This is a genomic window from Streptomyces sp. NPDC043952, from assembly GCF_056435325.1.
Map to the genome: position 1 here is coordinate 1 of NZ_JBWKES010000042.1, position 26,113 is coordinate 26,113.

Annotated in this window: 25 protein-coding genes; 14 read left to right on the plus strand and 11 right to left on the minus strand. The window is 68.6% G+C overall.

Features of this window, described 5'->3' with window-relative positions; translation table 11 throughout:
- Positions 1-246: 246 nt before the first annotated feature.
- Together AC069R_RS30160 and AC069R_RS30165 are read left to right on the plus strand one after the other, a co-directional pair.
- Positions 247-1,026 (plus strand): PaeR7I family type II restriction endonuclease, encoded by a 780-nt coding sequence (locus AC069R_RS30160; protein ID WP_478769910.1) that lies wholly within the window; start codon positions 247-249, stop codon positions 1,024-1,026.
- A complete protein-coding gene (locus tag AC069R_RS30165; protein ID WP_478769911.1) occupies positions 989-2,149 on the plus strand; it encodes a protein kinase domain-containing protein in 1,161 nt (386 codons plus the stop codon). Before AC069R_RS30160 ends, AC069R_RS30165 begins: the two co-directional genes overlap by 38 nt.
- A 443-nt stretch (positions 2,150-2,592) precedes the next feature.
- Here the strand turns inward: AC069R_RS30165 and AC069R_RS30170 are convergent, their stop codons facing one another.
- Together AC069R_RS30170 and AC069R_RS30175 are read right to left on the minus strand one after the other, a co-directional pair.
- On the minus strand, positions 2,593-3,096 hold the full coding sequence (locus AC069R_RS30170) for a hypothetical protein (RefSeq protein WP_478769912.1): 504 nt from the start codon (positions 3,094-3,096) through the stop codon (positions 2,593-2,595).
- Positions 3,093-4,247, minus strand: coding sequence for a glycosyltransferase (locus AC069R_RS30175; RefSeq protein WP_478769913.1), 1,155 nt, complete (start codon positions 4,245-4,247; stop codon positions 3,093-3,095). The genes AC069R_RS30170 and AC069R_RS30175 overlap by 4 nt, the downstream gene beginning before the upstream one ends.
- Positions 4,248-4,503: 256 nt before the next feature.
- Between AC069R_RS30175 and AC069R_RS30180 the strand changes: the two genes are divergently transcribed.
- From AC069R_RS30180 to AC069R_RS30190, 3 genes are read left to right on the plus strand one after another with little or no spacing between them, the layout of a single operon-like run.
- Positions 4,504-4,773, plus strand: a complete 270-nt coding sequence (locus tag AC069R_RS30180) for a hypothetical protein (RefSeq protein WP_478769948.1) — start codon at positions 4,504-4,506, stop codon at positions 4,771-4,773.
- Positions 4,722-5,360 carry a hypothetical protein gene (locus AC069R_RS30185; protein WP_478769914.1) on the plus strand — a complete coding sequence of 213 codons (639 nt, stop codon included), beginning with the start codon at positions 4,722-4,724 and terminating at the stop codon, positions 5,358-5,360. The genes AC069R_RS30180 and AC069R_RS30185 overlap by 52 nt, the downstream gene beginning before the upstream one ends.
- Positions 5,357-5,926, plus strand: a complete 570-nt coding sequence (locus tag AC069R_RS30190; protein WP_478769915.1) for a peptide deformylase — start codon at positions 5,357-5,359, stop codon at positions 5,924-5,926. Before AC069R_RS30185 ends, AC069R_RS30190 begins: the two co-directional genes overlap by 4 nt.
- A gap of 89 nt (positions 5,927-6,015) precedes the next feature.
- On the opposite strand, the gene AC069R_RS30195 is transcribed toward AC069R_RS30190, so the two are convergent.
- The gene (locus AC069R_RS30195) at positions 6,016-7,530 is read right to left on the minus strand and encodes a hypothetical protein (RefSeq protein WP_478769916.1); all 1,515 of its coding nucleotides are present in this window, start codon (positions 7,528-7,530) and stop codon (positions 6,016-6,018) included.
- Between the two features lie 821 nt (positions 7,531-8,351).
- On the opposite strand from AC069R_RS30195, the gene AC069R_RS30200 reads away from it, so the two are divergent.
- From AC069R_RS30200 to AC069R_RS30210, 3 genes are all read left to right on the plus strand, one after another.
- Complete coding sequence (locus AC069R_RS30200; protein WP_478769917.1) at positions 8,352-9,023, plus strand: DUF6009 family protein; 672 nt, start codon at positions 8,352-8,354, stop codon at positions 9,021-9,023.
- Positions 9,024-9,365: 342 nt separating this feature from the next.
- Positions 9,366-9,884, plus strand: a complete 519-nt coding sequence (locus AC069R_RS30205; protein ID WP_478769918.1) for a hypothetical protein — start codon at positions 9,366-9,368, stop codon at positions 9,882-9,884.
- Between the two features lie 172 nt (positions 9,885-10,056).
- Positions 10,057-10,782 (plus strand): HNH endonuclease, encoded by a 726-nt coding sequence (locus AC069R_RS30210; protein ID WP_478769919.1) that lies wholly within the window; start codon positions 10,057-10,059, stop codon positions 10,780-10,782.
- A 1,049-nt stretch (positions 10,783-11,831) separates the two neighbouring features.
- On the opposite strand, the gene AC069R_RS30215 is transcribed toward AC069R_RS30210, so the two are convergent.
- Positions 11,832-13,151 (minus strand): hypothetical protein, encoded by a 1,320-nt coding sequence (locus AC069R_RS30215; protein WP_478769920.1) that lies wholly within the window; start codon positions 13,149-13,151, stop codon positions 11,832-11,834.
- A gap of 584 nt (positions 13,152-13,735) precedes the next feature.
- On the opposite strand from AC069R_RS30215, the gene AC069R_RS30220 reads away from it, so the two are divergent.
- Positions 13,736-15,508 (plus strand): SNIPE associated domain-containing protein, encoded by a 1,773-nt coding sequence (locus AC069R_RS30220; RefSeq protein ID WP_478769921.1) that lies wholly within the window; start codon positions 13,736-13,738, stop codon positions 15,506-15,508.
- 20 nt (positions 15,509-15,528) lie between these two features.
- Here the strand turns inward: AC069R_RS30220 and AC069R_RS30225 are convergent, their stop codons facing one another.
- The 5 genes from AC069R_RS30225 to AC069R_RS30245 all read right to left on the minus strand — a co-directional run bounded on the left by AC069R_RS30225 (position 15,529) and on the right by AC069R_RS30245 (position 20,320).
- A complete protein-coding gene (locus AC069R_RS30225; protein WP_478769922.1) occupies positions 15,529-15,990 on the minus strand; it encodes a GNAT family N-acetyltransferase in 462 nt (153 codons plus the stop codon).
- 85 nt (positions 15,991-16,075) lie between these two features.
- A complete protein-coding gene (locus tag AC069R_RS30230; RefSeq protein ID WP_478769923.1) occupies positions 16,076-16,837 on the minus strand; it encodes an SDR family NAD(P)-dependent oxidoreductase in 762 nt (253 codons plus the stop codon).
- Positions 16,834-17,310 carry a cupin domain-containing protein gene (locus tag AC069R_RS30235; protein ID WP_478769924.1) on the minus strand — a complete coding sequence of 159 codons (477 nt, stop codon included), beginning with the start codon at positions 17,308-17,310 and terminating at the stop codon, positions 16,834-16,836. Before AC069R_RS30235 ends, AC069R_RS30230 begins: the two co-directional genes overlap by 4 nt.
- A gap of 21 nt (positions 17,311-17,331) precedes the next feature.
- Positions 17,332-17,937 carry a GNAT family N-acetyltransferase gene (locus tag AC069R_RS30240; protein WP_478769925.1) on the minus strand — a complete coding sequence of 202 codons (606 nt, stop codon included), beginning with the start codon at positions 17,935-17,937 and terminating at the stop codon, positions 17,332-17,334.
- Positions 17,927-20,320: a penicillin acylase family protein gene (locus AC069R_RS30245; protein WP_478769926.1), complete on the minus strand. Its 2,394-nt coding sequence runs from the start codon at positions 20,318-20,320 to the stop codon at positions 17,927-17,929. The genes AC069R_RS30240 and AC069R_RS30245 overlap by 11 nt, the downstream gene beginning before the upstream one ends.
- 43 nt (positions 20,321-20,363) lie before the next feature.
- Here AC069R_RS30245 and AC069R_RS30250 point away from each other — a divergent pair, with 43 nt between their 5' ends.
- Together AC069R_RS30250 and AC069R_RS30255 are read left to right on the plus strand one after the other, a co-directional pair.
- Entirely contained in the window at positions 20,364-20,957 is a 594-nt protein-coding gene (locus AC069R_RS30250) for an HhH-GPD-type base excision DNA repair protein (protein WP_478769927.1), read from the plus strand.
- A gap of 91 nt (positions 20,958-21,048) precedes the next feature.
- Entirely contained in the window at positions 21,049-21,744 is a 696-nt protein-coding gene (locus tag AC069R_RS30255; protein ID WP_478769928.1) for an HdeD family acid-resistance protein, read from the plus strand.
- Between the two features lie 172 nt (positions 21,745-21,916).
- Here AC069R_RS30255 and AC069R_RS30260 read toward each other — a convergent pair whose 3' ends face one another.
- Positions 21,917-23,554, minus strand: coding sequence for a helicase HerA-like domain-containing protein (locus AC069R_RS30260; RefSeq protein ID WP_478769929.1), 1,638 nt, complete (start codon positions 23,552-23,554; stop codon positions 21,917-21,919).
- Between the two features lie 132 nt (positions 23,555-23,686).
- Between AC069R_RS30260 and AC069R_RS30265 the strand changes: the two genes are divergently transcribed.
- Both AC069R_RS30265 and AC069R_RS30270 read left to right on the plus strand, forming a co-directional pair.
- Positions 23,687-23,983: a type II toxin-antitoxin system VapB family antitoxin gene (locus tag AC069R_RS30265; protein WP_004943146.1), complete on the plus strand. Its 297-nt coding sequence runs from the start codon at positions 23,687-23,689 to the stop codon at positions 23,981-23,983.
- 157 nt (positions 23,984-24,140) lie between these two features.
- Entirely contained in the window at positions 24,141-24,788 is a 648-nt protein-coding gene (locus AC069R_RS30270) for a LytR C-terminal domain-containing protein (RefSeq protein WP_478769930.1), read from the plus strand.
- A gap of 94 nt (positions 24,789-24,882) precedes the next feature.
- Here the strand turns inward: AC069R_RS30270 and upp are convergent, their stop codons facing one another.
- On the minus strand, positions 24,883-25,518 hold the full coding sequence (gene upp, locus AC069R_RS30275) for a uracil phosphoribosyltransferase (RefSeq protein ID WP_397985160.1): 636 nt from the start codon (positions 25,516-25,518) through the stop codon (positions 24,883-24,885).
- 104 nt (positions 25,519-25,622) lie between these two features.
- On the opposite strand from upp, the gene AC069R_RS30280 reads away from it, so the two are divergent.
- Positions 25,623-25,817 (plus strand): hypothetical protein, encoded by a 195-nt coding sequence (locus AC069R_RS30280; RefSeq protein ID WP_478769949.1) that lies wholly within the window; start codon positions 25,623-25,625, stop codon positions 25,815-25,817.
- Positions 25,818-26,113 lie beyond the last annotated feature (296 nt).

Genomic DNA, 26,113 nt, shown 5'->3' on the forward strand with positions numbered 1-26,113 from the left:
CCACCCGCTACGACAAGACCACCCAGTCCTACCAAGCAGCCGTCACCCTCGCAGCACTCCTGATGTGGGCGTGACATTTGACGACAGATCCTAGGGCGACGGCCGTGATCAACACTCAGCGGGGGTAGCCAGGTGGCCGAGGCGCTAAGGGAAGCAGCTCGAACCTTCTGGGCAGATGCGAGTAGGCATCGTGAAGTACGCCACAGCACTACCGGCCCGGATGACGCCCCAGCCAGTGCCGCGACAGTGCGGCACCCCTGGGCCCGTCTTACTGAGTATGTGATCGAAGCCCTCGTCGAGCGTGGCGTCGATCGTTCTTGGATCCAGGTCGGCCGCGACGCCACGCTGCCGGGAGCGTACGGCCTGGGTGGTTCGGCATGGGACCTGGTGGTTCGTAGGGACGGCATTCCACTCGCAGCCGCTACTTTTACGCAACTCGGCGGGCAGCCAGGATCTACGAATAATGTCAATAATCGAATCCAAGATCTGACCTCGATCGCCTTTTCCGTCAGGCAGTACGACGATGATGATTTTCGACCTTACCTCGGACTCTTCTTCATCCTTGAAGAAAGCGACCGCGTAAACGCCCCAACGCGAAGGCCGGGAGAAAGCGGCGCAGCACGCGGCGGACCGTCACACAAGCAGCGGCTAGCCGAGACCTTTGAGCAGTTTTACAGCGACGGACTCTACGACAAAATCGCCTACGTCTCCTCCACCAACGGAGAGATTCCATCGCTCTCCGAACCTCGCGCTGATATGTCCATCGAGGGATTCATTGAGGGTTTCGCAAAGAGAATACTATCGCACTCGTTCAGCCCTCTCCTGAAGTTGTGGGGCGATCTGACACAAGTTCCACCACACCTTGACCGTTACCGAGAGGTGATTCGAGAAGGGCGGGGCATAAAGAAGGACTACAGCCTTGACCGCGTCCCCATCGAGGAAGGCGGCCAAGCGGCGACTGTCCCAACGGGAAAACCCCAGCGCTCGAATGCGCAGAGAAATCGATATAGCCGAGCTACTGAATGACCACCCGAACTATATGCCGATCCTTGATTTTGAGCAGGATCACAGATGGTTCATTATGCCACTGGCTGAAGCGACGGCCGAGGAGAAGCACGAACAACTGCGAGAATCTGATAATCTGCGTGAACTGATCGGCTCCATGGGTTCCATTCTAGATATGGCGCACCAACAAGGCTGGATGCACCGCGACATCAAGCCCTCGAATATGCTTCTCCTCGACGGCCGGTGGACCCTCGCAGACTGGGGAGTGGTGCGGCGGCCACGGGGGCAAACGACCAAAGTCGGCCGGACGGGCCACTTTATCGGCACCGAAAGATTCGCAGCCCCCGAGCTCTTCATAAAGCCTCACGAAGACGCCACGGCTGCCAGCGACATCTACAGCCTCGGGCGAGTGATCGCATGGGCTGCCACCGGCGAGATGCCCCAAACGAATGTTGAACTGCTTCCTCCGCCCGGGCCCTGGAGGAACATCGTCAGAGCCGCGACACAGCAGGAAGCCGAGCGTAGGCCACAAAGCATCGAAGAGCTGCTAGATCTCATCGATCGCGAATTCAGCGAGCCTCATGAGCCAGCCGTAGCACGTGCCGAAACACTGCTTGATGTCGCCAATTCCGGAGAGTCCCATACCACCGACGCGTTCCTTGAACTCATCGCTAGCCACCCGGACGACTACGGTCTGCACCTAGATGTTCTGCCTCGGCTGCAGCCAGAGCTCGCAGTACCATCGATGTCTCGCAACTCCAGGCAAGCCGTCACCCTATTGAGAGCATTGGCCAAACACGTGGATGGCAACGGAACTAATCCGGTGCAATTTGGTGAAGCGGCGCGCGCTGTCACGTGGCTTCACGGAGTAGCCATCAGTGCGGCCAGCAGCAATGAATGGGACCTCCTCGATGAATCCATCCGTGCCATGTGCGAATGGGACGGAAACTGGGATCAGTGGCGCCCACAAGACGCCATCAGGTCTTGGCTGCGCACGTTGAGAGGAGACGTCGCGAGGATCGTGGCCCCTGCACTTCGCGACCATCCGGAATCCGCGCGTCATTTCGCCGAGCTGGCGGACGATCGCGTTGTGGATCTAGGAATACGCCAAGCCATCCGTGTAGCCGCTGAACGGCACAATTAGTTGCAGTCCGACAAGAAAGAGGCGTCGCCGATCCGACCGTGCAAACTCACGGCCGGATCGGCGACGAAAGTTAGCGACCTACCGCATCGCCGTATCTGGCAGGGTTCCTCGACCGATCCACAGCCTGTGCGCACGCCTCGGCATAGGCCGTATAAACGGCACCCTTGTCCGTACCACGAACCTGAGCCTCTACTTCCTGGCCTGCGCGCCGTGTGGTGTGCCACCTGACCGGCAGGTCCGTGTACAGCTCGGTCTCGAACTCCCAGGACAGCACGGACCATTGCTCATCGCGGCCAATGTTGAGACGTTCGCCACCGGGCAGAAACACAGCGTGGGCATGATGAACGAGCCGGCGGTCAGGAATCCGGTCACGGATAGCCCGCACGCCACCAGGGCCCTCGTGCTCCCACTGTGGCCGGTCCCACTCCTCCACGTGCGCAGGCTTACCGGGGTGATCGGCGCCCCACTGGGAGACCACGGCCTGGGCGTGCTCTTGGTGGAGGAACGGAACATACCGTTCGCCGAGACAGGCCACGTACACCACCGGCTTCGCTGGTTCGGGGCTCTGGCGCAAGCCAGGCACGGAACCTCCCGGTGTCGACGGGAATTGGTGAGGTGTTGAGCCCCAGATCAGGGCGCCGACCTTCGCGGCGGTCTGCTGGAGAACGGAACTCGTGAGGTGCTGGTTTGACGGCCCGCCAGACCCGCATCGACACGCCCGCTGCCAGCGGCTCCACTGCGCTGGTGGGGAAGGCGGGGTCGATGGCGAAGTCGCCGTCAGCGAGGAAGAACTGTTCGGTGTCGACGAGTTCGGCCGTGAGCCGGTAAGCGCGGCGCACCCCGTGCAGGCGCTTGACGGTTCCGCCCAGGACGCGGGCCAGGCGGGTGTGCAGGGAGTCGGCCAGCGGTTCGTCGTAGGAGAGCAGGACCGCGTCGAAGCCGGTCACTTGATCGCCTCCAGGTAGCGTGCGGCCACCGCAGCGGGCGTCAGGTCCGTGGTGGAGGCGAGCGCGCGCTTGGCGTGCACGAGGTAGAACTCGGGGTCGGTGGCGAGGCGTTCGGCGATCCGGACGGCCTGGTCGTCGGTGTCGAACACCAGCTCTGGGTCGAGGTGCTCGGCCAGCCAGCCGATGCGAGGGCCGATCACCGGCAGGCCCATCGCCTGGCAGTCGATAACCGACATGGACCAGGGGCAGCCGGGCCGGAACGGCGCGATGCCGAAGTGGGCGCCGGCCAGCAGGTTGCGGTAGCGGACCCGGTCGCCGCGGTCGGAGGCGACGGCGACGCCGGCCACGGCCGCCAGCTCCTCCAGGTTCCGCTCGGGGCTGGGATCCAGGCGGATCCGCTCGGCGCTGCGGGTGCCGAACAGGTCCATCACGGTCAGCCGCACCGGGGCCTCGGTGACGAGGTGGCGGGCGAGCTGGGTGAAGCGGGCGGTGCCGTAGTGGGCGTACAGGCGGTGGTTGTAGATGCCGACCGCCCGGCCCTGCGGCGGGGTGATCTCGGCAGGGTCGCGGACCAGGCGCACGTCCCTGGGGGCGGGGACCACGTGCAACTTGTCGGTGAGCTCGACGCCGGTGCGGGCGGCGGCAGCGGCGGTCCACGAGGCGGCGGTGCCGGAGTGGACCAGGACGCGGTCGCAGGCCGCGAGACCGGCGGCGAAGGCCAGCAGCACGCTGCGGCCCAGCCCGCCGTCGTCCATCGCGGGGTCCAGCTCCAGCTGGCCGGTGTCAGTGAAGGAGAACGGCAGGTAGTGGCAGTAGCCGGCGATCCGCGCGTCCACTCCGGCTTCCAGGAGGGCGGCGCGGATCGCGGGGGCGGCCTCGATCTGGTTGGCCACGACCACTTCGGGCTGCTGGCGGCGGAACAGCCGCACCAGGTCGCCGACACCCGGGTTGAAGCGAGCCCGGTACTTGGTCGAGGGCGACGTGGTCCGCACGAACTGCACGCGGTCGTCGCCGGCCGGGACGGGAGCTGCCACGGTGACCTCGACCCCGGCGTCGGCCAGGGCCGGGGTGAGCATGTCGGCGAAGGTGTATCCGGGGTCGGCAGTCAGCTGGCTGGAGTTGGAGACGTTGAGCAGGTACAGCAGGCGCATCGCTTGGGCCCTCCCTCTCTCGGCCCGGGTGTCGACCCGGGCTGGCAAAAGAAGGAAACCGGCGACCAGGAGCGTGACAGAATGATGAATCGAGATCACTCACGGTTCATTCATCTCATCCAGCAGCCAGGCGGGGGCCTTGATGGACGAGCGCGACGACAGCCCGACCGTTGAGCAAGCCGCCGAGGCGTTCGCAGCGGAGGTCTCGTACTGGCGCGAGGTGCGCGGCCTGTCCAAGCGGGGACTCGCCCTCAAGATGGGCTTCGACCCGTCGTACGTGAGCCACGTGGAATCCGGTCGGCACAAGCCGACCGAGGCTTCGCGCGTCGCTCGGAGGAGACCCTCAACGCGGGCAAGGCCATCTGGAAGCGCTGGCTGGACTATGAGGCCGCCAAGAACCGAGCAGCCCCGGCTGCGGCTCCGCCAGCCCCGCGCCGCCCCGAGCAGCCGTACGCGACGGGCTCGGCGATCATCGTGGCGCACGACGGCGCGCGCCTGGACTTCGACGGCTCCCAGTACCGGCTGACGATGCGCCGGCTGTTGCGGAACACCGGCAGCGAGCCGATCACCCGTTACTTGATCCGCATCAGCGTCGACCGCTACCCCGGTGAGCCCGAGCGCTCCAACGCCCACTACCGCGAACACCCGCTGACCTGGGACGAACTCGCGCTGACCGCGACATGCCGCGGGGAGGCGATGAACTGGCAGACCAAGCACGACCGCGACGCGTTCAAGGAGGTGTGGCTGCTGTTCGAGAACGAGCAAGGCCGCTTCCCGCTCTACCCCGGCGAGGAGGTCTGGATCGAGTACGCCTACTCGGTCGGCGAGGAGAAGTGGGGCCGCTGGTTCCAGCGCGCGGTCCGCCTGCCCACCGAACACCTCGAAGTCGAACTCGTCTTTCCCGCCGCCCTCGACCCCGCCGTGTGGGGCATGGAGACGTCCATGACCGCCGAAGCAGCACCGCTTCGGACCGCCCCAATCCGGCGCGAGGAAGGCGGCATGCGCGTCTTCTCCTGGAGCACGTCCACGCCGGACCTCCACGCCCGGTACCGTCTCGAATGGCGGTTCCGGGCCCGACCCGAACGCAACACGATCCAAGGGGAGTTCAGGTGATCCAGGTGCGGCCCAGCGAGCAGATGCGTGACCTCGGCGTCGTGCAGGAGGGCGAGCCCGTACTCGCCGAGCCCACCCGAGCGTTCGACCTGCCCACCGAGCGCGAGGCCGCCGAGCAGGTCATCGAGAAGCTGTTCACCGCGATGGAGCGCATCGGCCAGGTCCACCCCTTCGCCAAGGGCATGGGCATCGCGGCACCGCAGATCGGCATCGGCCGGGCCGCCGCCATCGTCCAGCCGGCTTCCCCGGACGCTCCGGCGATCGTCCTGCTGAACCCGCGGATCACCGACCGCTCCGACGAGACGGACGAGCAATTCGAGGGCTGCCTGTCGTTCTTCGACGTTCGCGGCTTGGTCCCCCGGCCGCTGCAGATCACCGTGGAGACCACCACCCTGGACGGCCAGGTGACCACCACCACCTACGAACGCGGCCTCGCCCGCCTGATCCACCACGAGATCGACCACCTCGACGGCCTGCTCTACACCGCACGCATGGCCACCGGTGTTGAGCCCATCCCTGTCGAGCAGTACCGGCAGACCGGCCAGACGTGGTCCTATGACAAGTGAGCGCCAGCACAGCTCGTTGGGGCGCATCGTCAACACCGACGCACCAAAGCCCGCGCCGGTGCAGCGCCCGCAAGGGCGATGTGTGGGTGCTACCAACAACAGGCACCGAACTCGTAGTGCGACACCCCGGCATAAACGGTTACCGTGCCGTCATCGCGCACTTCGCCCCATAGGCGATTTGGTAGCGCGATGTCGAAAGCGCTCGCACCGCAACCCTCACAGCAGTCAAAGTGGTCCTGCCAGGCCGTCACGTCCACGTCAGTGCGGGGGTTCCGCATCACGTGGATATCGTGACCGCTGCACTCATCATTCGGACAGGGCTCGCCATGACCGCAGTCTGAGGTGCCGCACGGACAAGGGCCTTCGCAATCCGCCGGCTCCCAATCCTGGGTAGCCATCGCGCGCTCTCGGAGCATCTCCTGATCTGCTGTCAGGACTGTTAGGGACGCCACGACGTCACGTCGGGATTGTCCAGTTGCTGCTTGGACAGCATCGGTCAGCGCAACCACATCCGTCAGATCAGGATCAGCGCCCACTAGCCATACGGTCGGCGAGTCCGAGATATTGTCTCCGTTGCGGTAAAGCCGAGCGAAGAACGAACGAGTACCTGTATCATATCCCCAATCACTGCCCTTGTCCCATCCCGGGAGCGGGAGGGCGAGACTGAAATCGCCGACAATCCGTTGCCCTGGCAGGACATAAAGTGCCGTCCTGCGATGCCAGTCGCAATGCGCAAGGCCACCGCGGACGACAGTCGCGCACTTGTCATCCAGAGCCGGGTTCCCTCGACAACGCCGCTTGGCCCGATGTTCCCGGCAATACGTCTCTGTGGCCGGGATCAGTTGATCACACTGCCTTTCCCTCAGGTCTCCCGGCGCCATACAGCGTTGCCGATGCGCAGCTACTGGATGGCGATTGACTGCGGCACCTTCGGCCCTCTGCTGCTCGATCTCCCGGTGAATACGGGCGACGCTCTCATTGCGGGCCATTCCGTCCAGCCTGTAGACCGTTCCTCTCGTCGTCAGCAGATTCGTGAAGGCAGCTGGCGTGAGCTGCGGCTCCAGCAGCAGCCGCAGCTCCTCCCCACCAAGCACGTATTCGACCGATTCACGCGACTCCCGAACACGGCGAAGACGCTGGCTGGTGACTAGTTTAAGCCATAGCTCCAGCATCAGTTCACAGTCATCAGAAGCGGGCTGGAAAAACCAATTTTCTTCCGCCTCATAGAACGCCTTGATTCCGCGATGAGCCTCTGTTCGGGACTCCTTCTTTTCCCGGTCGCGCAACCCCTGGGCATGCGCCAAGTCGGTGAGCCCAAGATTGGCGGCGCGAGGAATTCCCCCGGTCACCACCTGCCTAGCGGCATACAGCGTGTCAACTGTCTTCGCGACCAGCCGTCCCACGTCCACCCGGTCGGCATAGGTCCGCAGGCATCGATAGTCTCCGTCGAAGAGGTTATGCCCGATGATCAGATCTACTTCATCGGCCGCAGCATTGAGACCTGACAAATTCCGATCCCGAAACGTGTGAAACGCCACTTGTCGCCAGATCTCACGCCCGGGCATGTCAGCGACTCCCTGTCGCTCGACCACCAGAAGTCCCACGACGTCAATATCCCAGCGTTCAGGAAGTCGCTGACCCGCTACCCGCGCATAGTCCACGTCAAGTACGCCAACCTTGCGAGGCCCTCCTGGAGGCAGCTGCTTTACCGGGGGCGTGCTATAACTGGGCGCGCAACCTCCGTAACGGTTTGCGTCCACGATGCTCGGATCTGGTGCCACAATGGGAGTCCAAGTCTCCATGACTTCCGCGCTCGCGTACTCGGTGTCCGCCCTGCCATGTGTACACACCGAGTGCGCCACGCAAAAAGCAAATCCCCTGCGGCGCAGATCCAAACCTCCCTCATCGCCGGCCAGTTGACTCTCAGAGAACACCCAGATGTAGATCGGAACTGCCAGATCAGATCGCAAGTACCACCCTGCTTGGAGCGGCGCACGGGGAGAATCGACCTGCGGACGGAAATCAGACGAATATCCGTCGGGAGCTTGCGCCGTGAACTTCAGAAGCGGCTCACCGGCTTCCAGTGCAGCATCGATCAGCGCTTGGAAGCCCCAACCGCGCGAGGGCACACGCGGGCCCCCGAGCGTGATCGCCGAGGGTCGCTGCTCGTACGGGGGAACCGCGCCTGTGCGCCGAGCGCGCGATTGAGGCGTCTTCTTCCGCTTCTTCGGCATACAGCGGACGCTAGCTGACCACTCTGACAGCGTGGGGCGCATGGCCGAAGAGTCGCCTGGCCCTGCCTCGTTGACTCTCTCGCCGAACCCGTTCCGAGCACAGTGAGTTGGAAACAAGACAGGCAGTCCGGACGGTTCACGCCCGCAGACTGAGGGCAGGCTCTGCCACGATCCACTCGGGAGGAGAGTGCGTGAATAGGGACCCAGATCTCATCCGTCACGAGGACGGCATTGTCTGGACTGAGAGCATCGGCAACTTCGACTACGTGCGCGAATATCTGGAGGTGGCGGCTGGCACCCGTCGCGGCCCTGTCCGTTGGAACGGGCATGGCCGGCGGGTGGGGTACTCGGTGCTCAAGCCGGACACGCCGGCAGGCGAAGCGCCTTTTCGGTTCGCCCGTCGCGTCTTCTGGATCAAGGAGCATGACCGCTCAGAGCAGCCAGTCGGCGTGTACAAGGACTGCGCCCCATCCGAAGGCGTAGATCCCCGCACCGTCGCCGCCGGAGTGTGGGGTGAACTCACCGAGCGCGCTTGGGGAGGACCGCTGCCAACCGCCAGCACGCGATCGGCCGCCACCTCCAAGTCCGGGCCTCAACAGAACTTGATCAAGGTCGGCGAGTCACTGACAAGCGGCACTGCGTTCATCGGGGTGGCACCCACCAAACGAGGTCTCGTCGACATCTACATCGACTGCGCAAGCGGGAGCCAGCTCGGCGACGGCAGCCATGTGATCTCGGAGCTGCTCCCACCCGACCAGGCGCGCGAGCTCCTCACCACGATCATCAAAACGACCCCCTGGCTCCAGGAATCCCTTGCACTCTCAGTGGTGGACGGGTGGCTCGCGGGCGACTTTCCGAAGTAGGCCCCTCGGCCGCCATGGGCTGCCCCAGCCGGTCGCCTGGTCTCAGTTTTGGTCTCATTCACCCCCGTCCGGCCGGGTTCACCCACCGTCCAGCGGTTCTTTCCGCCGCAGGTCAGGACGGGTATGAACCCCGACGGACGGCGTTCGGGAGAATTGGAAAGCGTGTTGGGGGCAACCCCTCACGAGTTCGAATCTCGTATCCTCCGCACCTGCCCACCAGGGCAGACGTCGGCCCGGACAGCACTGCTGTCCGGGCCGACGTCGTTGCAGTTTGGGTTGCAGTCGCCCTTTGGAGAAGGGGAAGCCGCTGCTTCCAGGCGTGAACGCAGCCATGGTCCAGCCATGGAAATCCGCTCAGAGGTACAGCTGGCTCCTGTTGCCGACGAAGTGTCGGCGATCACTGCCGTGGTCCGGCCGATCCTGGAGGGCATCCTCTACTCCCACGCTCTCGTCGAATGCGAGGAGTTGACCGGCGCGGTGTGCGGCGAACACGGTCTCGCCGACAGCGAAGGGCTGCTTGCCGAATGCGCCAGGGCTGCGGTGGGTCCACAGGACCTTTTCGGCTCGGTAGTCGCAGGAGGTGAGTCGATGACGATCCCCGGGGGAACAATGACGGTCCGGCTCGTCGCCAGAGGAGCAGCGCTTATTCTCGCGCCGACCTCGCTACCCGGCCGAGTGGTCTCCTTCATAGCGTCCACGGCGAAGATCCTGCTTTCCCTGCCCAGGAGGGATACCACGGAGCCCGCCTCCTGCTGTGCCACCGCCGCCTGCGCCGTGGCGTGCACCCATCGAGCGGTGCCGTCGGCGAGACTGAGGGCCATTGTCCTGTCGCGGGAGCTGCCGGCGCTCAAGACCATGTAGGCGGAAGTCTGTCCAATCGTCCAGTGCTGGACCGACGGCATATCGCCTGATCGCCAGCGTGCCAACGGTTGCGTCCACTGCCACAAGGCGCGACACCCCCGGCTGGGAAGAGGCGGAGCTGTGCGCAGGTAGTGGGTATGGATCGTCAGTGGTCCGTCCTAACATGAAGGCCATGCCCGCCAACCGTCCCGCCATCCCCAGCGAACTGGTCCGACGAGTCCGCGTCGAAGCTGGCCATCGCTGTGCCATTCCGACCTGCCGAGTTCCCATTATCGAGATTGCACACATCCAGCCTTGGGCAAAGGTGAAGCGGCATGAATTTGAGAACTTGATCGCCCTATGTCCGACCTGTCATACACTTTTCGACAGGGGTAACATCGATCGCGAGTCGATGCTCCGGTACAAGGCAAGACTGAGTCCTTTGTCTCCATACTCCCTTGCCACACACCCTGATCACATTGACTTCCTGACCGCCTACCAAAAATTTCACGTGTTCATCGAGATGCTGATCGACAATTCCCACGCGTTTCGAGAAGCGCAGCAACGAGGCGCCTCGACCGGGGAACTACGCCAGAGATTTCAAGCGGTCGGTCATGCAGCCAAAGAGGCCAGCTATGCAGAGTTCTGCTTTATGGAGATATCACCAACCGCGGTGAGGGGGATTTCTAATCAGATCCTCAGGATGGCGGTGAGGGGTTCTTTCACGGCAGTAGGCAGACCCATACCCTTCGAATTTCTGGACGAGGAGGTGGACGTCGCCGATCTTTCCGTAATGTGGGCAGATCTGCATCACGAAATCCACAAGGCCATCAGCAAACCCGGACGAACGACCGTCAAACTGAGGCCGACGCGCCCGCACTACGTGGACGAACTCGCAGATGGAAACGGGTATACTTGAGTTTTAAATGTAAATCCTGTAGATATTCAGCCCGGCAGGCCCATTTTCGGTGCCTGCGACGAGCGTGAGCGCTTAACAATGACCAACGCATTGCGGTGGGTCACTCCTGTGGCATTGTCTAGTCGGTCGGCGAGTTGAGCGTTGGTCCGGTCGTGGAAGCCTCATTGTGGATCGTGCCGGACGAACTGTTGGACTTGTTTGGACCGTTGTTGCCGGGAGTGAGCGGTCGTTCCGGTATCCGGGCCGCAGGCCGGTTCCGGCACGTGAGGCGCTGTGCAGGATTCATGTTGTCGGCATCTAGTGGAGCACCTGTCGCAGGAGTCCGGGTTCGGCTCAGGAATGACGTGCTGGTGCCGACTGCGGGACCGGAATGAGGCAGGTGTGTGGCAGCGTCTCCGCGGAGTCCTATTTGCTGAGTTCAACGCGGCGGCACGGCAGAGCTCGCCGAGAGCTGGGGTCGAGTCCTCACACGTCAGGGTATTAGAAGGGAGCTGTAAACCGGCCCCTCGCCGGTCGACCTAGGTAGCCAGGATCGAAACGCCGCCTGATCACCACTGGCTACGACACACCGCTTGCCGCTATGCACAACCGTTTACCTCCCGGACCCTGCACACTTCGACGTCCCCAGGGCTCCCTGCGCGTCCGCGCATCGCGCACCAACTCTGCGCACGCCGGCACCGCGACGGAGGGTTGCAGTTCGGGTTGTGTTCCGCCCCGTTCAGGTGTGTCCAAGAACTCCTGGATCAGTCGCGCTGCCGCAGCTCAGGTCGTCGGCAGACCCCCTGAACCCCAAGACGATCAGTTGGAAGGCGTGTCGAGGGCAATCCCACACGAGTTCAAATGCCGTACTCTCCGCACCTGCCCACCAGGACAGACTCAGCCCTGGCGTATCCGCGCCGGGGCTGAAGTCGGCATAGGTGACAGTTGGTTGCCCAGGGCTCGCCGACCAAGGCGCTGACGGCACCCCGGACATCAGCTCTGCCGACCAATAGGACAGCAGGCGAGCGCCGCCCTATCCTCCGGCTGGCCCTCATGCCGCCCGTCGGTGGTCAGGTGCCCTGGCGATCGGCCGACTTGCTCTCGCCGCCCCGCTGCCCGAGGTGGTTCGCAGCCACAGCATGGAGATCTGCTTCGTCGAAACAGATCTGCTCGCCTCGCTTCGCGAGGCGCTCGTGGCTGGGGTCGAGGTCGGCACTCCGAGCTTGTTCTCCGAGGCTGTCCAGTACGTCGGGCAGTTGGCGCACCTTGTGAATTATTTTGGTGCCTATACGCTGCTCGACTTTGGATCTGGACACCAAGTCGGCCATCTCGCCGTCTGGCACGACGACATGACAGTAGGGCACCGCCTCGCTCAGAGCATCAATGTCATGAATGGCGTTGGGAGTCCACGGCCTGCGCGCCCGGAACAGCTCGACCTTCAGGTCCACCGCGATGCGCATCGTCGGAATCCGATCAGAGAATTTGACGATTCCAGCGCGCCCAGAGCCCGGTCGGGTCGGGTCGTAGCCGACCGCTCGAAATAGATCGAAACGGTACTCCCTACACAAGTCGGAGACCAGGGCGAGATACTCATGGCTCATCTCCCGAGCCTGAATCCGCACGCGCAGCTCATTCCGATCGATCGGACCACCGGCCAAGATGTGGTTGTACTCCGCCTCCCAGTCGACCCGACTGGCGATTACCTCGGCCAGCTTCTCGGGCTTGTAGCCGTACCTCCGCAGGTCGGATACCTCAGCGTCCTGAGGACCGGCCAACATCTTGAACTCTGAGAATTGGTTGGCCATGTGCACGAACTGAGCCCCGCCCGGAAGGACATCTGGGTCAACCCGGTGGCCCTCGCCGTTCCGCAACTCAAGCGGGGCCTCCTCGCCCAGGGAGGCCCACAAGGCCCCGGTGCCGAGGACCCGCGGAGCGGTGGGTCGGAAAGTGGGCCTACCGAAGCACTCATGCATCGCATGGAGGAACTGGTGCCGCACTAGTACGCTCCGCGAGCGAAGGGCGGAGAACCGGGACACGGAAAGCATGATCCGCGCCACGTTCTCACGCTGGCGTGGATCAGTAATCTTGCCAACCTCCACGTAATGCGTATGCGAGAGAGGAAATGCAACGCCAGCCCTGCTGGCTTCTTCCACGGCGGCAAGAAGCCGAAGATCGAACGGATCGCGAGGTCTACCAGCGACGGCGCTCGCGAGGCGAATCCACACCCACAGATCCAGGTAGACAGTGGGTCTCGCGTCACGGAGGTTTATCAGTCCGCTGGGCGTATTCATCAGCACTCCGGTCATCGGGTCTGCCAACACGAGCGAGTTGGCCTCTGCCGACCATCCCACCCGCCCCTCGATGGTCCCAACCCCCAGCGCCAGCGACACCCTATTTTCCAAAGGATCGAGGACCGCGCCCAGGGAGCTTGCCGTCTGATTCGCCGCCGGGCGCATGTCTGCCGCATGCCCTCCAAGTACCCATGTACCGCCAGCTGATCGCCCTGGAGGAGTGAGAGGGGCACGGCGGATGAGCACTCCACGACCACGGGGAATTGGTCGGACCGGGCGGGCGACCTGGCCTGCCGGTGGGTGATCCAGCTCGCGCATGGGTGCCGGGTGCCCGGCGCCGACCTTCTCGAGTTGTTGAAGCTGGTGGTCGAGCCCGAAGTCCTGGCCTCGCGCGGAGCTGCGCACGCGGGACTTGCCGAACTCGCCGCGTTCTATGGTGTTTCCCGGCCAAGCCGGGGTCGTCGCAGCCGAGGACCTGCCCGAACGGTCTGCAACTGGGCTGATGACCATCTTCGTCACCGGGCACGACGTCGAAGGGCTCCCTGGAAACAGGGGGCCCTTCGGCGTTGTGCGGTCGCCGGTGCCGTGCGATCACAAGAAGGTCACAAGGCGGGACAGGCGGACGCGCTCGTCGCCGATCGCCCGGAGAATCGCGCTCTGCGCATGTCACTGGGGGGGTGGGAATGAGCGCGTACCGCTTCAAGCCGCCGCCGGGCTGGCCCGTGCCGCCCGCGGGATGGACGCCGCCGCCGGACTGGCGGCCCGATCCGTCGTGGCCGGCCGCTCCGGAGGGCTGGCAGTTGTGGATCCCGGAGACCGGCACCCACACAGCCACCGCCACGACCAACACCGCCACAGCCGGCACCGCCGCGACCGGCACCCTCGCAGCCACCGCCACGCCCGGCGCTCTCCCAGCCGGCGCCACGACCGGCACCGCCATAGCCAGCGCCGCGCCCGGCACCGCCGCGCCCGGCATCCCCACAGCCAGCGCCGCGCCCGGCACCGCCCCGACCCTCGCCGCGCCCGGCGCCCTCCCACCTCCCACCGCCCCCCTCACCCCCGCCATCCCCTCCCCCCGCATAAGCCGGTTGTTCGGGCGGCGGCGGGCGGGGGCCCTGGCCGAGGTGGAGGAGCTGCGGGACTGGATCGCGCGGACGCAGGGGCTGGATGCCGCGCGCGTCGCCGAACTCGTGCGGCAGGTCGAGGCGGAGGCAGCCGCGCTGCGGGAGAGGGCGGTGGCCGAAGCCGCCGAGGAGGCGCGGGGGATCGTCGCGGACGCGCGGGCGACGGCGAAGGAGATCCTCGCCGACGCGCGCGAGGCGGCCAGAGTGACCGAACGGCTGCGCGAGGAGGCCGACCGGCACCGCGCGGACGTGTCCGGCGCCGAACGCCGGCTCGCCGAACTGCGGGCGCTGATCGTCAACGCCGACGAGACCGCCCTGTTGCAGGAGGCCGGGATCTACGCCTACCGGCATGTCCTCCAGGACGCGATCGCCTACCGCAGCCGCCTCGACACACTCCGCGACCAGATCAAGTCACTCGCCCGCACGGGCGGTGCCGTGCACGCCGCCACGGACTGGACGGTCAACGGCTCCAAGCGCCAGGGCCAGAAGATGGTCCGCGACTTCTCCAAGCTCATGCTGCGCGCCTACAACGCCGAGGCCGACTACGCGGTGCGGTCCATGCGGCCGTACCGGCTCGGTTCGCTGGTCGACCGGCTCTGCAAGAGCCGCGAGACGATCGCCAGGCTGGGCGCCACCATGCACATCCGGATCACCGACGAGTACCACGACGCGCGGGTGCGGGAGCTGGAACTCACCGCCGACTACCTCCAGAAGAAGGACGAGGAGAAGGAGGCCCAGCGCGAGGCGCGCGCCCGTGAGCGCGAGGAGGCGGCCGTCCAGCGGGAGCTCGACCGGCAGCGCGAGAAGCTGAACAAGGAATTCGGCCACTACCAGGCGGCGTTGGAGCGTCTGCGCGAGCGCGGGGATGCGGGGGGTGCCGCGGAGCTGGAAGCGAAGCTGGCCGAGATCGAGAGCTCGCTCCAGGACGTCGAGTCCCGTGCGGCCAACGTCCGCACGGGCTATGTGTACGTCATCTCGAACATCGGCGCCTTCGGCGACCGCATCGTGAAGATCGGCATGACCCGCCGGCTCGAACCCCTTGAGCGGGTCTACGAGTTGAGCGGTGCGTCCGTTCCCTTCCGCTTCGATGTGCACGCGCTGATCTTCAGCAAGGACGCGGTCGGCCTGGAGGCGGAACTGCACCGGCACTTCGCGTCCCGGCGGGTCAACCAGGTCAACAGCCGCAAGGAGTTCTTCTACGCGACCCCGGTGGAGGTGCGCGACGCGCTGCACCGGTTCGCCGGACAGCATCTGATCGAGTTCACCGAGGAGCCCCAGGCCCTGGAGTGGCGGGCGAGCAGGGGCGACAAGGCCGCCGCTCCCGTCACCTGATCTCCGTCACCTGATCTCCGTCACCTCATCTCGTCGAGCACCAGCATGATGTGCTCGTCCGTGCCGTGCCGGACCGTCCCGGTGCGCCGGAAGCCGTGCTTCTCCAGCAGCCGTACGGAACCGGTGTTCCCGCCGAACGGATCGGCGTACAGGGGGCGGGTGTTCTCGCGCTCCAGGAACAGCGTCAGTGCCCGCGTGCCGACGCCCCGCCCCCAGTACTGGCTGCCGAGCCAGTACCCGATGAAGCGCCGGTCCCCGTGCCACCACGCCACCACGTTGCCCGCGAGCCGCCCGTCGACGGTGACGGCCTGCACGAAGACGGTGGGGTCGCCGAGGACCCTCGTCCTCCAGTGGGTCATGAAGGCTTCCCGCTCCCGTGGCACGAACTTCGACCGCCGGGCGGCCTCGGGGTCGTGTTCCTGCGCGAGGAACTCCTCCAGATCGGCTTCTTCGACGTCTCTCAGACGCACCTGATCGCTCATGGCCGGAGTCTGTCACCGACCACTGACATTCCGGAGGCCCCGAGGGACGGCGGCGGCACCGTCGTGGTGGTGCTCCCCTCACCGATCACCAACTGGGCCGCGCCGACACGCCCCCGTCCACCACCAGGTCGTGCCCGGTGATCCAGGACGCGAGGGGGGAGGCCAGGAAGACGCAGGCGTCGGCCACGTCCTCGGGGCGGCCCAGCCGGCCGGCGGGGGCGGCGGCGAGCCAGCGGCGGACGCCGTCCGGCCAGGCATCGGACAGGCCGGGGCGGTCGATCAGGCCGGGAGAGACCGTGTTGACCCGGATGCCGTCGGGGCCGTACTCCAGGGCGGCCGCGCGGGCGTGCGCCACGACCGCTGCCTTGGCCGCGCCGTAGTGGGCGTGGCCGGGGGCGGGGCGGCCCGCCTCGATGGAGGCGATGTGGGTGATGGTGCCGCCCCCGTGGCCGCGCAAGTGGGCCGCGGCGGCCTGGGTGCAGGCGAAGACGCCGGTGAGGTCGGTGTCGAGCACCGCGCGCCACTCGGTGGCGGTCATGCCGGGCAGCGGCCGCACCGGCTGTACGGCCGCGTTGTTGACCAGCGCGGTGAGCCGGCCGCCGGACCACTCCAGGGTGTCGTGGACCAGGCGGTGGCAGGCGTCCTCGTCGGTGAGGTCGGCGCGCAGAACGACCGCCGCGCCGCCCTGCGCCCGGATCCGGTCGGCCGTCTTCCGGGCCGCGGTGAGCGCCGTACGGCAGTGCAGGGCGACCGCCGCGCCCTGTTCGGCGAAGCGCAGCGCGATGGCGCGGCCGATGCCGCCGCCCGCGCCGGTCACCAGGGCGGTCTGTCCGTCGAGGAGGCTCATGGGCGGCACAGTTCCCTGATCCGGGCGGCCTCGGCGGGGTAGCGCGCCGTGAGGTCGGCCGCGTCCCCGTGTTCGTAGTCCGGGTAGATGAAGCCGGGGGCGGTCGTGCAGCCGAAGAACGTCCAGGCGCCGCCCGCGGCCACCCGCGCCCCCATCCAGGTGCGGGCCGGCACGGTCAGCTGGAATTGCTGGCCGGCGCTCAGGGCAGGGCCGAGGACGGCGGTGCGGGTGGTGCCGTCGGGGGCGAGGAGCAGCAGGTCCAGCGGGTCGCCGAGGTAGAAGTGCCAGATCTCGGCGTAGGGCAGGCGGTGCAGGGCGGAGTAGTCGCCGACCGTGAGCAGGGCCACGATGGCGGCGCCCTCGGGACGGCCGTCCGCCCGCTCGGGCCCCGCCCAGGTACGCCGGAACAGGCCGCCCTCGCGGGGGATCGGTTCGAGTCCGTAGTGCGCGATCAGCTCCTGCTCAGTCGTCACCCCCGGAAGGCTACCCCCGCGCTACCGGGCGTCCAGGAAGGCGAGTTGGGCGTGCTTCTCGGGCAGGTACACGTCCGGGAGGTCCACCTCGGGCAGGACGACGGCGGGTCCGGGCACGAAGCCCTGGCGGACGAAGCGGGCGATCGCCTTGGTGTTGCGGACGTCCGGGTCGACCACGAGCCGGCGCCCGCCGAGGGTGGTCAGCGCGTACGTCGTCAGGACCGTGAGCAGCGCGGACGTCCAGCCGACGCGGGCTCCGGCGGCGCCGGCAGGGGCGAGCAGGACGTGTACGCCGAGGTCGCCGGGGCGGACGTCGTAGCACTCGCCGACGCGGTCGGCGGCGGGCTGGTACGTCTGGAACAGGGCGGCCGGGGCACCGTCCTTGGTGACCAGGTGGGCGTGGTGGGTGTCCAGGGTGGCCATATGGGCGTAGATCCCGGCCACTTGGTCACGGGTGAGGCCGGTCATGCCCCAGAAGGCGGCGCGTTCCTCGCTCACCCAGGCGTGGATCACGTCCGCGTCGGCGGCGGGGTCCAGGGGGCGGACACGGACGGTGCCGAAGCCGTCGACGTGCTGTTCGTACGGCTCGTACGGCTCGTACGGCGTCTCGTGCGTGTCAGTGGTCATGCGGGTGCTCCAGGGTGCGGTCGGGGGTGAGCCGGTTCCAGTCGGTGACGACGGGGGCGAGTTCTCCCCGCAGCCACAGGGGGAGTTGGTCGTGGTGGTGCGGGCTGCCGGGGACGCCGTCGGCGCCGAAGGGGACCACCCAGCGGCTGGCGTCCCGGTCGGCGAGGTCCCAGACCCAGCGGGCGGCGGGACCGCGGGCGGCGCGGTCGGTGAGGCCGGGCACCGCGGAGGTGCACAGCACGCAGTCGTGGTCCCCGGCCAGACCGGGGGTGGCCGGGCCGTCCGGCAGGGCCTGCCAGGGGGCGAGGCGGTGGGCGTCGGACCAGGTACCGGTGGGAGGTTCGGCGGCCACTGTCTCAAGTGCCGTACGGATCAGGGCCGTCCGGTCGATGCCGTACAACTCCTCGGCGCGCAGCAGGTGTTCGAGGGCGTACCCGATGCGCGGGACGAGCGCCAGCCACGGGCGCAGCGCCTCCGGGTACGCCGGGGGACTGGCGAGCGGCGCGAACACCGGCTCCGCGGCGAGGAGTCGTACGACGGCCGTGCGCAGCGCCGCGTAGGCCGCCGCGTCGGTGCTGTCGGCGTCCATGCGGCGGTTCCACGCGAGCAGGCGGTCGCGCAGGCCGGTCGCGGCCGGGGTGAGGCCGTCGAGCGCGGCGAGGCGGTCGAGGAGGGGGGCGGCGGAGGCGAGGTGGGTGTCGGTGTGGATCGCGGCCATGTCCCCGGCGCTCCAGCGGCGGCCGGTGCCGAGGAGGGCGCGGATGCGGTCGGCGCGGTGCGGCGGGGCGAACTCCACGCCGAGCGGGGCGGCCGGGCCGCGCTGGTTGGCCATCACGGCGATGCCGTCGGGGACGGGGGCGTACGGCATGTCGTGCCAGCCCTGCCAGTCGTGGCCGGGGCGCCAGGCGGGCACGGGGTGGAGGCGGTTGGCGCGGGCGCGCAGCGGGACGCGCCCGGCGACGCGGTGCAGGGTGTCCCCGGCGGTGTCGGCCGCCTGGACCACGTTCACCGGCTCGCACCAGGCGTCCAGGGCCCGGTCGACGTCGGCGACGTTCCGCGCGCGCAGGAGCGGGAGCAGGGCGCTGAAGCCGAGGTCCTCCGTGACGCGCGGCGGGTACCGCAGAGCGAGCGCCCCGGCCGCGCCGGCCGCGGACCGCGAGTCGCACGACACCTCCGGTCCCCCCGCGACAGCCCCGGCCGCGCCGACGGCGGACCGCGAGTCGCACGACACCTCCGGTCCCCCCGCGACCGCCCCGGCCGCGCCGGCCGCGGCCCGCGAGTCGCACGACACCTCCGGTCCCCCCGCGACCGCCCCGGCCGCGCCGGCCGCGGCCCGCGAGTCGCACGACGCCCCCGGTCCCCCCGCGACCGCCCCGGCCGCGCCGGCCGCGGCCCGCGGGTCGTACGACGCCTCCGGTCCTCCCGCGATCACCGGTCCGCGGTCCGTCTCGATCACCTCGATCTCGATCGGCGCCCGACCCGCGACCTCCAGCGTCTCGGTGTGCGCGTGGGCCGGGTGCCACAGGCCGTCCGGGCCCAGCGCCTCGACCGAGGGGCCCGCGCGGCGCAGGCGTTCGCGGTAGAGGTCCTGGTAGTCGGCCATGGCGTTGGTGATGCCCCAGGCGACCGCGCCCGCGTGGCCGAAGTGGGGCAGGCCGGGGATGCCGGGGACGGCGAGGCCGAGGACGTCGAACTCGGGGCAGGCCAGGCGGATCTGCTGGTAGACGCCGGGGTCCTCGATGAAGCGGTGGGGGTCGCCGGCCAGCAGCGGGTGGCCGGTGGCGGTGCGGGCGCCGGAGAGCAGCCAGCCGTTGCTGCCCGCCGTGCCGGGGCCGTCCGCGGCGAACAGGCCCACCGCGTCCGGGCCGAGGTGCCGGATCGCCTGCTCACGCCAGAGCTTGGCCGGGAAGCCCGCGAACAGCAGGTGGGTGGAGAGCCAGACGGCAAGGGGGGTCCAGGGCTCCCAGCGGCCGGGGGTGAGCGCGGTGCGGGCGAACTCCGGGGCGCGGCGGGCACCGGCCGGCAGTGCCTCGTTGACGCCGTCCGTGTACGACCGTACCCAGCGCGCCGTCTCCGGGTCCCGGCGTTCCAGCGCGGCGAAGCAGCGGCGGGCGGTGTCGGCCAGGCGCGCCCGGCGGGCGAGGACGTCCCAGGGGACCTCGCCGGGACCGAGGAAGGACGCCGACGTGCCCTGGGCGCGGTGCCGTTCGACCTCCAGCTGCCAGGCCCGGTCGAGCGCGGTGACCCGGCCCTGGGCGCGGGCCAGCGCGTGGACGTCCGGCGCGCGCAGGTGGGGGATGCCGAAGGCATCGCGGTAGGTCTCGCTGGTCACCCCGAGCCCTCCAAATCTTAGGTTAGCCTTGCCTAATTCCAACGGGGGCATCGTACGCGACGCGCGATCACCCGCGGCGCGGGATCATCGACCCATGGACGTCACCCTGCACCTCGCCCAGGACCCGGCGGCCGACGCGCTGCTCGGCCGCTCACCCCTCGCCGCGCTCATCGGGATGCTGCTGGACCAGCAGGTGCCGATGGAGTGGGCGTTCAAGGGCCCCCGGACCATCGCCGACCGGCTCGGCACCGAGGACCTGGACGCACACGAGATCGCCGCGCGGGACCCGGAGGCGTTCGCCGCGCTGCTCTCCCAGAAACCGGCCGTGCACCGCTATCCAGGGTCCATGGCCAAGCGCATCCAGCAGTTGTGCCAGTACCTGGTCGAGCACTACGACGGGGACGCCGAGGCCGTCTGGCGCGGTGTGGACAGCGGGGCCGAGCTGCTGGAACGTCTGGAGGACCTGCCGGGGTTCGGGCGGCAGAAGGCGCAGATCTTCCTCGCGCTGCTGGGCAAGCAGCTCCACGTGGCACCGGCGGGCTGGCGCGAGGCCGCCGGCGCCTACGGCGAGCCGGACTCCTACCGGTCCGTCGCCGACATCACCGGACCGGACTCGCTCACCAGGGTGCGCGCCCACAAGCAGGAGATGAAGGCCGCGGCCAAGGCGGCGAAGGCGGCCCGGAAGTAGACCCGGAGAGGGGGCAAGAGAGGGGCCCCGGAGGTACGCCTGGTGGCCCACTCGGGTGGCGGAACGCGCGGAACCGTTCCGAGCATGGAACATGACCGAGGCATCGCAGCACGGCCCGGAATGGGGCCGTGAGTACGACGACCAGCGCGTCCACGGCGGCCACCCGCCGGGCGCCCCGCACGATCCGCAGGCGCGCCGCGGGCGCCATGAGGCCGAACCGCCGGTCGAGGGCCCGCTGCACGCCCTGGCCAAGGCCGCCTGGCAGGTGGTCCTGGTCACCGGGATCGCCTCGCTGATCCTGGGCGTCCTGGTCCTGGTGTGGCCGGGCCACTCCCTGGTCGTGGCCGGCGTCCTCTTCGGGCTCTACCTGCTGGTCAGCGGCGTCTTCCAGCTGACCGCCGCGTTCGGCACCCACCAGGCGACCTCGCTGCGGGTGCTGGCGTTCATCAGCGGCGCGCTGTCGATCCTGCTCGGCCTGCTCTGCTTCCGCGGGCCCATGCAGTCGATCCTGCTGCTCGCGCTGTGGATCGGCATCGGCTGGCTGATCCGCGGGATCACCCACACCATGGCCGCGATCTCCGACCCCCGGATGCCCGCGCGCGGCTGGCAGATCGTGCTCGGCGTCCTGACCTTCGTCGCCGGGATCGTGCTGATCGACTCGCCCTTCCGGTCGGTGGCCGTGCTGACCCTCGTCGGCGGCATCTGGCTGGTCGTGGTGGGCGTCGCCGAGATCGTCACGGCGTTCCGCATCCGGCACCGGGCGAAACAGGTCCCGCAGACCGTCTGACCCGGCCCGGCCGGTCCCGGCCGCCCCGCACCGGCTCACCGGCTCACCGGCTCCGGCCCGCTTCCCGGACCTCCGACCCCCTCCCGTACCTCCGGCACGCCGTCCCGCACCTCACCGCCTCCAGCCGGCGCGCCTCCCGGACCTCCGGCGAGCCTCCCGCCCCTCCCGGACCTCACCGCCTCCGGCGCGCCGTCCCGAACAGGGAGCGGGTGATCTCGCGGCCCAGCTGGGTGCCGACCGAGCGGGCCAGGGACTTGAACATCCCGCTGCCCACGACCTGTTCGACCAGCGAGGGCTCCTCCTTCGCCGGGCGCTCGCGCGGGGCGGCGGGCGCCGGTGCCGCCGCCGGAGCGGCGCTCAGCTTCTCGTACGCCGACTCGCGGTCCACAGCCTGTGCATAACGGCCGTAGAGCGGCGAGCTCCGCACCGCGTCGTCCAGTGCGGCCGGCTCCAGCGGGCCCATCAGGGACTCGGGGGCGCGCAGCCGGGCGGCGGCGACCGGGGTGGGCGCGCCCCTCTCGCCGAGCACGGTCACCACCGCCTCGCCGGTGCCGAGCCCGGTGAGCAGCTCCTCCAGGTCGTACGGCGATCTCGGGAAGGTCCGCACGGTCGCCCGCAGCGCCTTCTGGTCGTCCGGCGTGAAGGCCCGCAGCGCGTGCTGGACGCGGTTGCCGAGCTGGCCGAGGACGTCGGCGGGCACGTCCTTCGGGGTCTGGGTGACGAAGAAGACGCCGACGCCCTTGGAGCGGATCAGCCGCACGGTCTGCGTGATCGCCTCCAGGAACGCCTTGGAGGCGCCGTCGAACAGCAGATGCGCCTCGTCGAAGAAGAACACCAGCTTCGGCCGGTCGGCGTCACCGATCTCGGGCAGGTCGTGGAACAGGTCGGCCAGCAGCCACATCAGGAAGGTGGAGAACAGCTGGGGCCTGTCCTGTACGGCGGCCAGTTCGAGGACGGAGACGACGCCCCGGCCGTCGTCCGCCGTGCGCAGGAAGTCGGCCGTGTCGAACTCCGGCTCCCCGAAGAAGTCCGCCATGCCCTGCGCCTCGAAGGCGGTGAGCGAGCGCAGGATCACCCCGGCGGTGGCCGTGGAGAGCCCGCCGATGTCCTTCAGCTCCGGTCTGCCCTCGTCGGAGGTGAGGAAGGCGGCGACCGCCCTGAGGTCCTTGAGGTCGATCAGCTCCAGGCCCTTGGTGTCGGCGTAGTGGAAGATCAGGCCGAGGGACTGTTCCTGGGTCTGGTTGAGCCCGAGCACCTTGGACAGCAGCACCGGGCCGAAACTCGTGACGGTGGCGCGCACCGGGATGCCGTGGCCGATGCCGCCGAGCGCGTAGAACTCCGCCGGGAAGCCGGCCGGGGTCCAGCTCTGGCCGACCTCGCCGGACCGCTGCCGTACCCGGTCGTTCTCCTGGCCGGGGCGCGCGATGCCGGACAAGTCGCCCTTGATGTCCGCGAGGAACACGGGCACGCCCCGCGCCGACAGCTGTTCGGCGATCAGCTGGAGCGTCTTGGTCTTGCCGGTGCCGGTGGCGCCCGCGACCAGGCCGTGCCGGTTGAGCATGGCCAGCGGGACGCGGACCGGGGCGTTGGGGCGGCAGGCGCCGTCCCACAGGAGGGCGCCGAGGTCGAGGGCGGGGCCGGAGAAGGCGTACCCGGCGGCGATCTTCCGGGCGGGGCCGGGGGCGGCCTCCGGAACCGCGCGGGCGCCCGCACCTGGGTCTGCGCCGGTGCCCGCGTCGGAGCTTGCGCCGGTGCCCGCGTCAGGGCCTGCGGCGTTGCCCGCGTCAGGGCCCGCGTCGCGGTCGCTCATCTGGTCCCCCTGCTCCTTCGTACGGCCCCTGCCGCCGAAAAGCGGCATTTGTTCTGTTTACGGAACCTTTTCAAGGGTCGCACTCGGGCGCCATGGCTGCGCCCGGAACGTCTGGGCCGGTAGGCTTTCCGTGTGATCTTCAAGCGCATCGGAAACGGCCGGCCGTACCCCGATCACGGCCGGGAAAGCACCCGGCAGTGGGCGGACGTCGCGCCGCGCCCGGTCCGCCTCGATCAGCTCGTGACGACCAAGCAGCAGCTCGACCTGGAGACCCTGCTCGCGGAGGACTCGACGTTCTACGGCGACCTCTTCGCGCACGTCGTGAAGTGGCAGGGCGATCTCTACCTGGAGGACGGCCTGCACCGCGCGGTGCGCGCCGCGCTCCAGCAGCGCCAGGTGCTGCACGCACGGGTGCTCGAACTCGACTGACCGCACCGGCCGGCCCGGCCGCGCCGCGCCCGCCAGCCCCAGGGCGCCCACCGGTCCAGCCCCGCGGCACCCGCCGATTGACCCTTTCGGGTTCCGCTGAGCGCCCTCGACTGATCATCCGATAGGCATCACCGCCCCGGCGCACTACGCTGCGTTCATGAGCATGCTGACTCCCCCCGGCATGGGCGGCAAATACCGGATCACGGGGACGAAGTACCCCCGGATGCGCCGTCCCCGGCGGCGAGGCCGGATGGTCGCGGCCGTACTGGCCTCCGTGTGCACGCTCGGCCTGATCGGCTGGGGCACGCTGGAGCTCATCGACGTCTTCAGCGGGGGCGGGTCGACCGCCGAGGCCGCGAAGCGGTGCCCGGCCAAGGGCAAGACCGACACGGCGCGGACCGCGACCGCGCACGGCGGGAAGGTGCTGCCCCCGCCCGGCCGGATCACCGTGAACGTCTACAACGCCACGGCGCGCACCGGGCTCGCCAAGGACACCGCGGACCAGCTGAAGAAGCGCGGGTTCAAGATCGGTGACGTCGGCAATGCCAGTGCGCAGTACGACAAGAAGGTGAAGGGCACGGGCGTGGTCCTCGGGCCGACGTCCGCGGTCGACACGTCCCTGCCGGTGCTCGGCGCGCAGGTCGCGGGCGCGCAGCAGCGCCCCGACGGGCGCAAGGATGCCACGCTCGACCTCATCCTCGGGGACGGGTTCAAGGGGCTGGTGAAGGCGGCGGACGCGGACAAGGCAGTGACCGCCCTGACCGCGCCGGCGACTGCCGTCGGCCCGGCGAAGAAGGGGTGCTGAGGTTTCGTCGCCGGGTGCGGGTCCCCTATGGCTGAGCGCGCGGTTCCCCGCGCCCCTTCGGGGGCGCGGGAACCCACGGTACTGACTGGCTCTGTTACTCCGCCGCCCCGTACAGCCTGTCCCCCGCGTCGCCCAGGCCCGGAATGATGTAGCCGTGCTCGTTGAGGTGGTCGTCGACCGCGGCCGTCACCACCGTCACCGGCGTGCCCGCCAGTTCGCGCTCCATCAGCTCGACGCCCTCGGGCGCGGCCAGCAGGACCACGGCCGTGACGTCGTCCGCGCCGCGCCGGATCAGCTCGCGGATGGCGGCGACCAGCGTGCCGCCCGTGGCCAGCATAGGGTCGAGGACGTAGACCTGGCGGCCCGAGAGGTCCTCCGGCATCCGGGTGGCGTACGTGGAGGCCTCCAGGGTCTCCTCGTTGCGGATCATGCCCAGGAAGCCCACCTCGGCGGTCGGCAGCAGCCGGACCATGCCGTCGAGCATGCCGAGACCGGCGCGCAGGATCGGCACGACCAGCGGGCGGGGGCGGGCGAGCTTGACGCCGGTGGTGCGGGCGACCGGCGTGTCGATGTCGACGATCTCGGTGCGCACGTCCCGCGTGGCCTCGTAGGCGAGCAGGGTGACCAGTTCGTCGGCGAGCCGCCGGAAGGTCGCGGAGTCGGTGCGCCGGTCGCGCAGCGTGGTGAGCTTGTGAGCGACCAGGGGGTGGTCGACGACGTGGAGACGCATGCCCATAACGGTACCTGCGCCCCCGCACCGGTCGGCGCTGGCGTCAAACCGCTCGTCCGGGGCAGGGTGACAGGGACGGACTGAGGTGGTGTGACGTGTCTGACCTGCCTGACGAGCCCGACGACGCGGACGTGACCGGGGCGAGGGGCCCCGAGGCCGAGGCCGAGCGGCGCCGCCGCCGGGCCAGGTTCCTGCGCGAGCTGGCCGAGGCCCGTGCCCTGCGCGCGCGGGTCCAACCGCGACGCGCCAAGGCGGCCCGGCTGCGCCACGCGATGCGGATGCGCACCTTCCGCTGGTGAGGCCGGGGCCATGAGCTGGGACCCCTGGGCAAGAAGCGGGTGAGGAAGATCGCCGGCCGCGCCGACGTTTCCGCGGTGGGCGTGCGTGAGCCCTGGGCAAAGCCGCGTACGATCCGCAGGTGGCCGCAATGAGAGCGCTGGTGACTCTGTGACGATTCACGCTCGAAACCGCCAGACACAGGGAGCCGAAGACGTCCCCTGAACGCCTTGTTTCTGCCACGATTCCGAGTGGGTGGGGCTCGGAGCCCAGCTCTCTCCGCCCAAGAACCTCCGCCGGGGGGACCCCCAACCGGCAC

What these genes read in the sequence shown, in the direction of transcription:
- AC069R_RS30165 (WP_478769911.1), top strand. Translation starts at nt 989, where the DNA reads ATGCGCAGAGAAATCGATATAGCCGAGCTACTGAATGACCACCCGAAC.
- AC069R_RS30175 (WP_478769913.1), bottom strand. Translation starts at nt 4,247, where the DNA reads ATGCGCCTGCTGTACCTGCTCAACGTCTCCAACTCCAGCCAGCTGACT.
- AC069R_RS30180 (WP_478769948.1), top strand. Translation starts at nt 4,504, where the DNA reads ATGGGCTTCGACCCGTCGTACGTGAGCCACGTGGAATCCGGTCGGCAC.
- AC069R_RS30205 (WP_478769918.1), top strand. Translation starts at nt 9,366, where the DNA reads ATGGAAATCCGCTCAGAGGTACAGCTGGCTCCTGTTGCCGACGAAGTG.
- AC069R_RS30210 (WP_478769919.1), top strand. Translation starts at nt 10,057, where the DNA reads ATGCCCGCCAACCGTCCCGCCATCCCCAGCGAACTGGTCCGACGAGTC.
- AC069R_RS30220 (WP_478769921.1), top strand. Translation starts at nt 13,736, where the DNA reads ATGAGCGCGTACCGCTTCAAGCCGCCGCCGGGCTGGCCCGTGCCGCCC.
- AC069R_RS30225 (WP_478769922.1), bottom strand. Translation starts at nt 15,990, where the DNA reads ATGAGCGATCAGGTGCGTCTGAGAGACGTCGAAGAAGCCGATCTGGAG.
- AC069R_RS30230 (WP_478769923.1), bottom strand. Translation starts at nt 16,837, where the DNA reads ATGAGCCTCCTCGACGGACAGACCGCCCTGGTGACCGGCGCGGGCGGC.
- AC069R_RS30240 (WP_478769925.1), bottom strand. Translation starts at nt 17,937, where the DNA reads ATGACCACTGACACGCACGAGACGCCGTACGAGCCGTACGAGCCGTAC.
- AC069R_RS30245 (WP_478769926.1), bottom strand. Translation starts at nt 20,320, where the DNA reads ATGCCCCCGTTGGAATTAGGCAAGGCTAACCTAAGATTTGGAGGGCTC.
- AC069R_RS30250 (WP_478769927.1), top strand. Translation starts at nt 20,364, where the DNA reads ATGGACGTCACCCTGCACCTCGCCCAGGACCCGGCGGCCGACGCGCTG.
- AC069R_RS30255 (WP_478769928.1), top strand. Translation starts at nt 21,049, where the DNA reads ATGACCGAGGCATCGCAGCACGGCCCGGAATGGGGCCGTGAGTACGAC.
- AC069R_RS30260 (WP_478769929.1), bottom strand. Translation starts at nt 23,554, where the DNA reads ATGAGCGACCGCGACGCGGGCCCTGACGCGGGCAACGCCGCAGGCCCT.
- AC069R_RS30270 (WP_478769930.1), top strand. Translation starts at nt 24,141, where the DNA reads ATGAGCATGCTGACTCCCCCCGGCATGGGCGGCAAATACCGGATCACG.
- upp (WP_397985160.1), bottom strand. Translation starts at nt 25,518, where the DNA reads ATGCGTCTCCACGTCGTCGACCACCCCCTGGTCGCTCACAAGCTCACC.